This is a genomic window from Candidatus Filomicrobium marinum (assembly GCF_000981545.1).
In the GTDB taxonomy this organism is placed as follows: domain Bacteria; phylum Pseudomonadota; class Alphaproteobacteria; order Rhizobiales; family Hyphomicrobiaceae; genus Filomicrobium; species Filomicrobium insigne.
The window spans coordinates 1,190,001-1,201,930 of sequence record NZ_LN829119.1 but is presented as its reverse complement, the minus strand read 5'-3'; the positions used below and the strand labels follow the sequence as shown (position 1 = coordinate 1,201,930).

Below are 11,930 nucleotides of genomic sequence, written 5' to 3'. Positions count from 1 at the left end.
GACGGTGTCGCAAATGTCGCTCCGGACGCTTCCATCAATGATGGTGGGCGTGGCCGGAGCCGGATTTCGCCTCGCCGATAGGAGATACGTCGAATTCGACCGTGACCTTCCCTGCGTTCTTGAAGTGCAGTTCGATCGGCAGCTTCTTGTCAGAGGTAATCGGCTCGCTCAATCCCATGAGCATCAGGTGAAAGCTCCCAGGTTTAAGTTCCACCGCCTCCTTCGCGGGCAGATCCAGGCCATTCGCCAGTTTACGCATTCTAGCGATACCGTCCTTTTCGCTGGACTCGTGGACCTCCACACGTTCGGCGGAAGCGGCGTTCGCCCCCAATAAGGTGTCCGGCGTGCCGCCCATGTTGCGGATTTTAAGATAACCAACACCGACGGAAGCGCCGGGAGGCGTGGTGCGCGACCACGGTTTCTCTATGATCAGATCACCCACTTTGATTTCGGAGGCATCGGCGGCTTGGCCATGGGCATGGCTGCCGTGACCGCCTTCGTGAGCAACGAGATTGAGCGCGGGCGCCGGTGCCTTGAGATCATGAGGATCCTGGCCTGATGCTGGAATTTCCGCCCATTTCAATTCGCCTTTTTCACATTCCTGCGTCACCGGGAAATAGATCGCCGTATCCGCTGGCAATTCTCCAGCAACGAACGATGAAAGGATGAACTCGTCATAGTGCTCGTCGGCCAGAGGGCCGCCGGTCCATGTCACGGTGCGTACGCCCTCCGACAGCATACTGCCGTGGTAGAACTTGTAGGACTTCTCGTAGGGACCGCGCTCGATGGTAAGGGTCCAACCCGGTTTGGGCATCGGCTTGACGCCGATCACTCCCTCGGGAATTTGGACGATGACCTTTTGGGTGGGGGAGCCGGAGCATCCGTGCGGCACCTTGAATACCGCCTTATACGACGCGCCGACGGTTGCTTGCTTCTGCTCGAGACCAACGTGGGCGGATACCGTGGCGGGAGCGATCGTCGCGATGGTCATCCCCGCGGCAGCCAAAGTCATTCGTATTGTCATCTTCTGCATTCTCCTTGGTTGTCTCAACTGACCGATCACCATTTCACCTGCACACCGGCGTAGATGGCGCGACCGTTGCCAGGCTCGAAAAGCGCGCTCGATGCATCAGCACGCGTCGCGATACTGGTGCTGGCGATGTACGTTTCGTCTGTGAGATTGCGGCCTTCGATGTAGGCCGAGATCGGGCCGCCATCGTCGAAACCGATCTTGGCCCCTAAGAGCGCGTAAGCCTTCGTTTCCAACGAGTTTGCGCTGTCGGCATAGTAGGCTTCCGGGACCCATTCGACGTTGGGTCCGACGTAGAACCCGCTGGGGTGCTGGTAGAGCAGTTCGGCACGCACGAAGTGACGGGGCGCGCCGGGAAGCTCGTTGTTTCCGAAGACGGGATCGTCATCGAAGCGGAAGTCGTTGAAGGTGTAGGCGGCGTTCAGCCACAACCTGTCACGGTGCACGAATGCACTCTTGAGTAGCGCTGCACCGCCGCCCAATTCGACACCCTGATGGATCGTCTTATCGAGATTGACCTGGGTGCATGATCCGGTATTTCCCGTCTCAAGACATTGAAACTCGTTGTCGATGTTCATGCGGTAGATCGCGAAGTCCCACCTGTAGTCCTCGCGCCTCCCGCGCGTCCCGATCTCGAAGGTCGTCGCGCGTTGGGCTTCGATGTTTGAGGCCGCGGCTGACGTGAAGCTATTTTCTCCGAAGGATGGTGCCTCGGCGCTCCGCGAGACGTTGGCAAAAAATTGCCAGCCAGGATCGACATCCCAAAGGATTCCGACCTTGGGGCTGAGAAGATCATAGGTTCGCACACCTGAGTCATCCGGATTTGCGTCTGGGACGCCCCAAGACGGAGGATCAGAGAAGAAGCGATCGCGACGCTCGCGCTTGGCATGGAGATATTGCAGCCCCGTGACCAGACCAACGTCCGGCAGGGCGTAGAAGGTATTCTCCACGTAGGTTGAGACGTTGAAGCTTTCATCCAGCGAACTCGACAGCAGGGCGCCCTTTTGTCCGCCGATATTCGCGAATTGCTTGTTGTCCAGCTCGCCGCCGTGAATGTTGACACCAAAAATGAAGCGGTTGGCATGACCACCAATCTCGCGCGCATCAACAGCTCGCACGAAGCCACCTGCGTCCTGATATGCATAGTCGAGCCACTGATAGATCGGATGATCGAGTTTGCGATCGACGTAAAAGGCGCCGAACTCCACCGTGGTGTTGTCGTCGAGCCGTACCGACGTCTTATTGGCAAGGCGAACCGTTTCAATGTTGCGCTGATAGTCCTGCAAGATGTTGTTGGCTGCGGCTGCCTTCGGATCGCTCAGCGCGGCAGTTCGCGTGACACTGCCCGGAATACGCTGCTCGACGTCGTTGGCATTTAAATAGAAGCGCGTTTCAACGTTGCTCGACAGGCGATACCCAACATTGGCGGAGCCCCTGACACTCTCTCCGTCGCTATGCTCTCGGTAGCCGTCCTGCTCCTGCCAAGTGCCTGTGATGAAATAGTCGGCTGCCCCATAGACGCCGCCGGAACCGGTCGCGAATTTGCGGAAACCGAAGCTGCCGACATCGACCCGCGCACCGAACCGGTCTGCGTCATATCCCGTCGGCATCACAAAATTGATTGCGCCGCCGAGCGAGTTGGCACCGAAACGCAGCGCGTTAGCCCCCTTGAAGACCTCGATATAGCGGTAGGCTGTCGGGTCGATTTCTTGAAAATCACCGTAGCCGTCGGCGGTGTTGATGGGAATTCCATCCATGTACAGCTGCACGCCGCGCAGGTGGAAATTTCGTGAGAGGCCAGAACCGCGGATGGAGAGGCGTGTGTCGTCACCCCACTTCGGTTGCACGAACACGCCGGGCACGTAGTCGAGCGCATCCTTGATCGTGGCGGACGGCGTCGAGGCCTTGTAGGCCTTGTCAGAGACGACCTCCACAGCGCCGGGCGTCCGCTGAATCTCCGCAGTGGCTTCTACCGTGTTCGGTACGGTCAGACTGCCGGAGCGCTGTCCAACAGTCAGCGCCAGCGGCATATTGGACAAACTGACGTCCGCAGGCTCTGACGCTGGTGACGCAGCAGATACCGCTTGGTTTGATTGTGCCGGCTTCGTAGCCAGGGATGCTGGTTTAGGCTCCACCTGCTCGACAACGATGGGCGGTAGATCGATATTGTCGGGTTTCGTCGTGGATTGTGCGTTGGTCTCGGCCGTCGACAAGCCAAGGAATACCGCAGCCGTCGCGGCTGCGTGCACGGAACATCGCATGGGTTACATACCTCAGAGAAATCGCTGAATGGTCCGGGCACGGTAGGGCGCCCGAGCTCTAGGCCTTGTCAGGTCTTCAGGCAATTTGCTGAGGTGGACCGCGGGCCGTCGGCGCATAGATGCGCGGATGGCGGGGGAAGACGGCTACGGTGCGTGGCTCGCGAGGTGCAAAGCCGACGCTGGGCGGTGGCGGTGGGAGCTCGGCCGCGAGCGCAAACGGGATGCCCGCGCCCGCGTAACAGAACGGGCAAATGCGCGGCTTATGCTGATCGTCGTGAGAAGATTGGCCATCATTCTCATTAATGGCGATCTGCATGGGGCCGTGCTCCGTGCAGAGCACAACCTCGTAGCCCGCTTCGGCAGGGACACCGGAAATGACGGTCGTTGGGACGAAAAGGAAGGCGACAACAAGACGGAGCGCCATCGCAAATAATGCGACGGCAGATACCATCTTGCGATGTCTCCTACGTGTCACGGAAGCGGGCCCCACTCATCCGACTACCCAATATATCCGTTCTTTATGCTGGAGACGCAACACCAGCCGACCCGCCGAACTGCGACCGATCCGCTCGCTCGTATCAATCGTGACATCCAAAGTGCCTTACGCTAACGTCCCGGTCGGGAGGGTTTGGAGGAGAACCCATGTTAGCGTCGCATCAATCGTCACATTCGCAGGAACCACCTCAGACTGCACCTTTGTTGCCGACAATGAACACCTCGAAGCGCTCTGGTTTTGATGCTTCGAATATTTCCGGGCCCATGTCCGTGATTGGAAGTGATCTCGCCATTCTGGGCGGTGAGCTGCGTATCATTTCACAGGGGAACCTTACCGTAGACGGCGTCGTCGAGGGTGATGTCATGGGGGCCAATGTAATCATCGGTGAACATGCCGAGGTGAAGGGCCTAATCCATGGCGGCACGGTCGTCGTGCATGGCCGTGTGACGGGCACGATCCAGGGCGTTAACGTCCTCTTGCAGCCGAGCGCACGGGTCGACGCAGATATTCACCATCATCGGCTCAAATTGGTGTTGGGCGCGGAATTCGAGGGAAGTTCGCGCAGTTACGACGAACACACCAATCTTCTACCCAACCTTGAACAGGCCGCAAAAGATCGGCAAAACCCCGTACAAGAAACTCAAACGATCTGATTGGCCGGCGGTGGGCGCGTGCGCGCAAAGCTGGCGACGTACATGAGCCCCTATGTTCAAGTCCAATTCTTCCGGCGTTGCTAACAAAATGCATGGCAGCGTCACACCTCTCGGCAGTCACGTCAGTATCGACGGGGATGTCGAAATCGCAGGAGACGTCACGTTGACGGGCCGCATTGCCGGCTCGCTGCGTTGTCGTGCGCTCGTCGTTGAACCTGATGGAGAACTGCAGGGCTTCGCCGTTTGCGACAGTATCGTCATTTTCGGAACTGTGATCGGGCAGATCTACGCCAACACGATCACGTTGAAAGGTGGGTGCACGGTGGAAGGGGAGGCCTACCACCAACAGCTCATCTTAGAAAACGATGCGTACTTCGAGGGCAAGTCCCGGCGCCATGAAGACCCGAAAAGTCTCGCCGACTTTGAAGACGACCCGCGCTAATCTCTCGTGATCGCCGTCGGAACACGGCTGCCGATGGGAAAAGAAACAGCCCGGCCGCATTTTTGAATGCTGCGACCGGGCCGTTTGTTCTTATCGAAAAACTGCTTCACTTTTCCGGAAGCACCAGCCCTTTGTTTAGTCGTGCTTCTTATTGGAAAACCGGTTCCCACTTTTCCGGAGCACTCTAGATCTCTCCCTTGAGACCCTTCTCGAAGTATTTGTGGATGATCTTGTCCTGGTTCTCGAGGAGCCAGTCGATCGAGGGACCGAACGTCATGGCCTTGTGAATGGCCTGTGCGGTCGCCTTGCGATGAATATCGAACAGGATTTTGTGGTCGAGATCGTCGATCTCTATGACCGAGGGGTTGAGCCAGACCGAAACGATAATACCGAGATCGTTGGCCTTTTCTTTCGGGATATCCCCAGACCGGACGCTATCGAGCACGCCCATCGCCGTCGCGTATTGGACCGTACCCATCAGGATGTTGGTATAGCGCTCGTTGTCGACGGTGACCTTCGATACGCAGATCGTCGGTGGCCGGACCATGACATCGGTATTGAGAAGCGCCAGAACGCGGGAGTGGCCAACGACCTGATCACCCAGAAGGTTCGCGAACGCCGTCCCGAAGGGGCCGTCCATTTCGCCAATGGCAACTTCAGGTTCAGCGGCTGTGCCAGGAGGGCCGCCTGCGACCAAGCTTTCGCCCACGCGCAAGACAATGCGGTCACTCATGTAGATTTTCCCTTATTGATTTTTCGGTCGAGGCGCACGGGGTCGCCTCAGCGATCGGCCGAACAATAGCCGCGCTCTATATGACCGGGAGAGCGGAGATAGGCAAATCCGCAGCGTCGGAGCTGGAGCTAGGATACCGTCGCGTTCGGAGCGAACACGCGTTCCATCTCTCGCCTGGTCCGGACGGCCGCGTCGGTTTCATCGACTTTGACGTCCTGCCAACGGAGGGCTTTGCCTTCGGAGACCGGAACCGCCAACTTCGCGCCCTTGGCTAAGCCAAGAGGGAAAAACCCTTCGCTCAAGCTCACGTCAGCGGGCGTTTGACGTCCCCAGACCGTGAATCCGCCTTCGCCATCGAGAATCTCGCCAGCGGCCAAATCGCGTTTCGCGACGGCGACCACGTCCGAATTGAATACGATGGGGGTGCCTGTGGGCTCTTTGCGAAGAACGACGTTCGCGACGGAAATGCCGAGTTCGAGGCCGATCATATGTGTTGGTCGGTACAGAGACGCGAAGTCGCCGCTGCTATCAACGAGACAGTTGTATTCGCGCAGGCATTGACGGGAATAAGCGCTATCTGACGTGATCACCACGAAGGTGCCCATGGCGAGATGGTGCGGGACGTCGCTGCCGTCGCGGTTCAAAGAGGATGTGACTTCCGTCACGCCGATACGTTCCAGTGAGCCGCCTTGCGCCCTGGGCTTCAAAACTTCGGCCAACTCAAACCGTGACGCCGGCGGGAAGCGCAATCCGCCCGACTGAGGGAGCAAATCGCAAGCGTTGCAGACCGCGGTCATCTCTACGGCCGACTTCGTCCCATCCAGGAAAGAGTTGAACATCTGCGCATTGATATGGCTGCGGTCTTCGATCGGTAGGTATTGGATCAGAACATCCCAGACCGTATCCGGCGTCAGGCTGTGATAACTCGGAAGATAGCGCGTGCCTTTGCCGGCGGCGACGACTTCGAACCCGCAGGTTCTCGCCCAATCTACCTGTTCGCAGATCAGGGCGGGCTGATCTCCCCACGCCAGAGAATAAATCAAGCCAGCACGACGGGCGCGATCAGCCAAGAGCGGTCCTGCGAGGGCGTCGGCCTCGACATTGACCATGACAAGATCTTTGCCCTGCGTAACGGCTTTCGTCGCTGTTGCGATCCCAACGGCTGGATCTCCCGTCGCCTCAACGATCACGTCAAAGGCGGGATGCTCGATGAGTTCGTCGGGATTGTCGGTCAGGTAAGTCTGGCCAGAGGCTAGGGCGTCATCAATACTTGTGGTTGTAAGGCGCTCTCCGGGATATCCCGCGGCCGCATATCTCTGGCGTGCACGTGTGACAGAAAGGTCAGCAATTCCCAATATATGCACGCCCGGAGTCAGACGCGCCTGCGCCAGATACATCGTGCCGAACTTGCCTGCACCGATGAGCGCGACACGAATGGGTCGGCCTTCATCCGCGCGGGCCCGCAACATTGCCGAAAGGTTCATGTGTCCCCTTCCTCCTTCTTGTCGCGCGATACGCGCGGGCGATGGACCTCGTCATCTATTAGATATCATTGATGATTGATGACGACAGGACAAATGCTGCTTGTTGCGCGAACCGTTTTGCTGTGGCTAGCCTACCGGGAATAACATTCAAAAAACGATCGTGCGCCGTGGGGGCGGAAGGAGAGAAGTATGGAGCAACGTCGGCTCGGCAGGTTGGGATCGCGCGTTTCGGCGGTCGGGCTGGGGTGCATGAACATCGGTGGCAGCTACGGCGCTGCTGATGAAACCGAAACCATGCGTCTGTTCGGGCGTGCGGTCGATCTCGGGATCAATCACTTCGACACAGCCGATATCTACGGAATGGGCACGTCCGAAGAAATGATCGGCAAGTTCCTCAAGCGGGAACGGCCACGTATTGCGCTGGCCAGCAAAGGCGGTGTGCGCTACGTGCGCGCGACGGGCGAACGATTTATCGACAACAGCCCCGCCTATCTGCGCCAAGCTATTGATAATTCGCTGATGCGTCTCGGGCGCGATCACATTGAGCTCTATTACGTGCATCGCCGCGAGGAAAATCGTCCGATTGAGGAGGCGATCGAGGCGATGGCACAGCTTAAACGGGAGGGAAAGATCGGGGCGATTGGTCTTTCCGAAGTCTCACCAAGCACGTTGCGGCGCGCGCACGAGATTCACCCCATCGCTGCGGTTCAAAGCGAATATTCCTTATGGACCCGTTTGCCCGAACGCGGGATGCTCGAGACCTGCCGGGAGCTGGGCATTTCGTTCGTAGCCTTTAGCCCTCTTGGGCGCGGGATGCTGACCGGAAACCTGCCGGATCCTTCCTCGTTCAGCCCCCGCGACATCCGCAACAAGAACCCCAGATTTGCCCCCGGGAACTACGAGAAAAACGCCGCCGCGATCGCAAAGTTTAAGGCTGCAGCGGACGCTATGGATCGGACGCCGGCAGAACTCGCAATCGCCTGGGTTCTGGCACAGGGTGATAATGTTATTACCATTCCGGGCACACGCTACGAACGTCATCTCGAGGGCTTGGTCGCGGGTGGCCAACTGCGGCTAACGGAAGCTCAGCTGCGCGACATCGAAGCCGCTTTCCCGGAGGGTTTCCCTTGGGGCGAACGCTATGCACCTCAGCAATCGTTAGGCGTCGAAAGCTACGATTAGCCACTCGCTCAGCGCCGCAAACCTTCACGCAGGCGTTTTACTCTTCTGACATTGTAAGCGACATCCACCATCGGCTATCAAAGCGCTCTTGCAGCGGTGGACAACCGCCGAGCTTAGCGAAAAAGGCATAAGAATAATGACGCTAGCGACCGAGGGAGCTGAAGACAGCAAACGACGCTCATCCGTGTGGGTCATTTTCCTGATTTTCACCCGGCTTGGACTGACCTCTTTCGGAGGTCCTATCGCGCATTTGGGATATTTCCGCGAGGAGTTCATTGCCCGCCGGCGCTGGATGAGCGAAGCCGAGTACGCCGACATGGTGGCTCTGGCGCAGTTTCTGCCGGGTCCGGCGTCCAGTCAGGTTGGCTTTGCAATTGGCGTCTTGCGGGGCGGCTTTCTTGGGGGACTTGCCGCGTGGGCGGGTTTCACACTGCCGTCGGTTTTCCTGCTCATCGCGTTCGCTTATGGCGCCGCTGGCTTTGACAGTCCGCTCGCAGCCAGCGTGCTGCACGGGCTGAAGATTGTTGCGGTCGCGGTCGTTGCTCAGGCTGTTTGGGGCATGGCCCGTTCGCTTTGTCCTGACCGAGAACGCGCTACAATCGCCGTTCTCGCCGTTCTGATCATCGCGTTTGTTGGCGGGTCGCTTGGACAAATCTCCGCAATCGTTCTTGGGGGGCTGATTGGCCTTTTGATTGCGAACCGGTTGCCCGACGCGACGTCAGCTACGAGCGCAGCCTCTTCCCATACGCACTTGGCCATGCCTCTCTCGAGAGGTGCCGGCGCGGCCCTCTTGCTTACGGCTATTGCTCTTCTCGGCGCGCTGCCGCTGCTGCATCATCTCAATATCGGTGGGCAGGAGATTGCCCTGTTCGACGCTTTCTACCGCGCAGGCGCTTTAGTGTTTGGTGGTGGTCACGTTGTATTACCGCTCCTCCAAGACTCTGTTGTTGATGCCGGTTGGGTCACACCGGATGCTTTTATGGCGGGATATGGTGCAACCCAGGCTGTTCCCGGCCCTCTCTTCACCTTCGCGGCTTACCTCGGGTTTGTTTCTGGTCCGGAGCCTCACGGCTGGTCGGGCGCAGCGATCGCGCTCGCTGCGGTGTTTCTTCCGGGTTTATTGCTCATGATGGGTGCGCTTCCCTATTGGGACACTTTGCGGCGCTTCAAGTCGGCGCGGGCTGCCATGGCCGGGATCAACGCAGCTGTCGTCGGCGTCCTCGGGGCTGCGCTTTATGATCCCGTCTGGACCAGCGCCATCCTCAACCTCAAGGACTTCACGCTTGCCGTCATCGCTTTTGTCCTACTGATGGCATGGAAAGCGCCCGCTTGGATGGTGGTCGTTGGCACCGCTCTCGGAGCTGTAGTTTTTGCGCAGATTCCATAAGGCGTTATGGGGTGTACCGATAAAGTTAATGCCCCATTAACCCTACAAACCCTAGGATCGCGTCGCCCATCGCGACGTGGCCGCAAGGGGAGAGCTATCAATCCCTCAACCGGACGATGCCACGTTCCGGCAAGTCGCGCGAATGATCCTAAACATGTTCAACGAGGACTTTCTCGACACGCACAGCGAGTTGAAAAAGGAACTCGAAGACATGATCGGCTTCAGATTAAACGGGATTTCCGTTTTGGATCTGTTACGCGCCGTCGTCGAACCCGACAGTAAGCTTGCGGAGAAAATCGAGAATGCACTGGCCGACGGTCTGGCCGGCATGGAAGGCAGCAAGGTCTCACAGCGACTGGAGCGTGCGGAACAAGGTCCTCAGACGGTTGAAGCTGCTATCGCGGACGCATTGAATACGTCACCCATCGATGAGGTCGACCCGGAGACAATGGCCGAAGATCAACAAGCCATCGAGAACGCGAAGGTTCACGCCAAGCTCGAGGGTGTCCTCGATATGCAGGACCGCGCGCAGGAAGGTTCAAAAACCGAACGTACAGGGCATGAGGATGACGCGTGGGATATCGACAGCCTGACGCCGCGGGCGTATGCCGATGTTGCGGACACTTCTGAAGACGAGGAAGACGAACTGTCGCCCACGACAACCATTTGATATCAAAGAAATTTCTCGTTGATCCGCTCCGCTATCGTTCGATCGTTCGGGCTCGCTGACAAGCCTCTCCCAATTCCTGTTCAGTCGGCTAGACTTTAGCCGGCTGGGGACGGAGGGGATTATGTTTAAGAGATTGTTTCGTCAGCGTTCGGAGGCATTAGACAACCTTCCAGCCGATGGCCCCATCGTCATAACGGTGCATGGAACCAACGATGCCGATGTTCGCGACGACGGTATGCGCTGGTGGCAGCAAGGGTCGCGTTTCACAACTCGTCTTGTGGAGAAGCTCGGGGAGCTGGGCTTTTCCGGTGCACATATTCTCCCAGTGCATTGGTCCGGCGCGAATTCCGACCACGATCGCCTCATCGCCGCAGAGGAATTGTCTCGCGTTCTCACAAGCCTTGAACGCTCGGGTCGTCCGCACGCGGTGATTGGCCACAGCCACGGTGGCAATGTCGTCATGGAAGCGCTCGCATTGCGCCGACGTCGCCAACCCCTCAGTAGCGTCATCACCTTTGGAACACCGTTTTTTGTAAGACGACTCAAGCCTATAGCAGCTTTGATCGCCATCTTTCAGGTGCTGCTCGGTCTTGTGGTTGCGCCTGTCATGGCGTGGTTTCTTGCGAGCTCTTTCACCTCCGGCACGAACAAGATTGTCGAGGCCGTCATTTTGTTTGGAGGGCTGATCATCTTTTCGCTGTGGAGTTTGCGTCGTGGGTTTCTTGAACTCAGCCGCGCCGGATGGACCCGACGACATTCGGCGCACGCGATCCATCCCCAAAATTGGCTCGTCGTTCATAGCCCTCGTGACGAAGCGATGCGGCTACTTGAAGCGGCCGCGGACATATCTCCCGACTACGTCACCGTAGCCTCAGCGATTCGCTCCATTTCGCGCTTGTCCACGGTCGTAGGGGTGGCAGCCGTCATCATTTTTTTCGGTGCCACTTGGAGTTATTTTCTCGAACCCATCATCACCAAGGCCAACGCAGGCGAATTCGGAATCGGGATGGCCGCAGATCTGACGTTCTTGCTCATCGTACCCGTAATTTTCAGTGTGATCGTTTTCGTCATCCGCCTGGTTGCCCGACTGGGCGGTGGATGGCTTTATGCTTCAGTTCTCAACTTCTTGATCCACGGCAGTCTGATGGGAGCCGCTTATGGCGGCGATGCGCGCTTCAGACTGACGCATGTCGTCCGGACACCACCCTATGTGTCCCGCGCGGAAGAAAGCCGAATCGATGCGACGAATCTTGGCGGCATCGACGAGACCGCGATTTTGAATTCCGCGCAGGACCTCTACCAAACACTCATCGCACAGGATGGCGCCGAAGTTGGATTTGGAGATCCGGACAAACTTTGGAAGCGTCTCAGCGATGCGCTTTACCACAATGCCTACATGCGCGATGAGAACGTGATCGCGAACACCGCCGATCATATCGCATCGCGGTGGAGCCGGTGACTTTTCACCGCACCACTAACGCCGGACAATAATCCAGACCGCGTGAATCATTCCGGGAAGATAGCCCAGTATTGTCAGCAGGACGTTGATCCAAAACTGCAGGCCGAAACCGACTTCGAGAAATACTGCGACG

Annotated in this window: 12 protein-coding genes (1 of these 12 only partly in view); 6 read left to right on the top strand and 6 right to left on the bottom strand. The window is 58.0% G+C overall.

Annotation, left to right across the window (positions count from 1 at the left end):
• Positions 1–34 precede the first annotated feature (34 nt).
• From YBN1229_RS05840 to YBN1229_RS05830, 3 genes are all read right to left on the bottom strand, one after another.
• Complete coding sequence (locus YBN1229_RS05840; protein ID WP_082101039.1) at positions 35–1,066, bottom strand: DUF1775 domain-containing protein; 1,032 nt, start codon at positions 1,064–1,066, stop codon at positions 35–37.
• On the bottom strand, positions 1,060–3,291 hold the full coding sequence (locus YBN1229_RS05835; protein WP_046477350.1) for a TonB-dependent receptor family protein: 2,232 nt from the start codon (positions 3,289–3,291) through the stop codon (positions 1,060–1,062). Before YBN1229_RS05835 ends, YBN1229_RS05840 begins: the two co-directional genes overlap by 7 nt.
• 76 nt (positions 3,292–3,367) lie before the next feature.
• A complete protein-coding gene (locus tag YBN1229_RS05830; RefSeq protein ID WP_046477349.1) occupies positions 3,368–3,742 on the bottom strand; it encodes a DUF2946 family protein in 375 nt (124 codons plus the stop codon).
• 308 nt (positions 3,743–4,050) lie between these two features.
• Between YBN1229_RS05830 and YBN1229_RS05825 the strand changes: the two genes are divergently transcribed.
• Positions 4,051–4,440, top strand: coding sequence for a bactofilin family protein (locus YBN1229_RS05825; RefSeq protein WP_160298687.1), 390 nt, complete (start codon positions 4,051–4,053; stop codon positions 4,438–4,440).
• A gap of 52 nt (positions 4,441–4,492) precedes the next feature.
• Positions 4,493–4,882: a bactofilin family protein gene (locus YBN1229_RS05820; protein WP_046477348.1), complete on the top strand. Its 390-nt coding sequence runs from the start codon at positions 4,493–4,495 to the stop codon at positions 4,880–4,882.
• A 184-nt stretch (positions 4,883–5,066) separates the two neighbouring features.
• Here YBN1229_RS05820 and YBN1229_RS05815 read toward each other — a convergent pair whose 3' ends face one another.
• Together YBN1229_RS05815 and YBN1229_RS05810 are read right to left on the bottom strand one after the other, a co-directional pair.
• Positions 5,067–5,615 carry a formaldehyde-activating enzyme gene (locus tag YBN1229_RS05815; RefSeq protein ID WP_046477347.1) on the bottom strand — a complete coding sequence of 183 codons (549 nt, stop codon included), beginning with the start codon at positions 5,613–5,615 and terminating at the stop codon, positions 5,067–5,069.
• 128 nt (positions 5,616–5,743) lie between these two features.
• Positions 5,744–7,099, bottom strand: coding sequence for an NAD(P)H-dependent oxidoreductase (locus YBN1229_RS05810; protein ID WP_046477346.1), 1,356 nt, complete (start codon positions 7,097–7,099; stop codon positions 5,744–5,746).
• 189 nt (positions 7,100–7,288) lie between these two features.
• Here YBN1229_RS05810 and YBN1229_RS05805 point away from each other — a divergent pair, with 189 nt between their 5' ends.
• The 4 genes from YBN1229_RS05805 (at position 7,289) to YBN1229_RS05790 (ending at position 11,797) form a co-directional block, all read left to right on the top strand.
• Positions 7,289–8,281, top strand: a complete 993-nt coding sequence (locus tag YBN1229_RS05805; protein WP_046477345.1) for an aldo/keto reductase — start codon at positions 7,289–7,291, stop codon at positions 8,279–8,281.
• Positions 8,282–8,417: 136 nt separating this feature from the next.
• Complete coding sequence (chrA, locus tag YBN1229_RS05800; RefSeq protein WP_046477344.1) at positions 8,418–9,668, top strand: chromate efflux transporter; 1,251 nt, start codon at positions 8,418–8,420, stop codon at positions 9,666–9,668.
• Between the two features lie 142 nt (positions 9,669–9,810).
• The gene (locus YBN1229_RS05795; RefSeq protein WP_046477343.1) at positions 9,811–10,338 is read left to right on the top strand and encodes a hypothetical protein; all 528 of its coding nucleotides are present in this window, start codon (positions 9,811–9,813) and stop codon (positions 10,336–10,338) included.
• Positions 10,339–10,459: 121 nt separating this feature from the next.
• Positions 10,460–11,797 carry a hypothetical protein gene (locus YBN1229_RS05790; protein ID WP_046477342.1) on the top strand — a complete coding sequence of 446 codons (1,338 nt, stop codon included), beginning with the start codon at positions 10,460–10,462 and terminating at the stop codon, positions 11,795–11,797.
• Positions 11,798–11,812: 15 nt separating this feature from the next.
• Here YBN1229_RS05790 and YBN1229_RS05785 read toward each other — a convergent pair whose 3' ends face one another.
• Positions 11,813–11,930 carry the 3' portion of a YqaE/Pmp3 family membrane protein gene (locus YBN1229_RS05785; RefSeq protein WP_046480033.1) on the bottom strand. 44 nt of this gene lie beyond the right edge of the window, so 118 of the gene's 162 nt are visible here — the last part of the coding sequence; the start codon falls outside the window, past its right edge — the gene reads right to left on this strand; its stop codon occupies positions 11,813–11,815.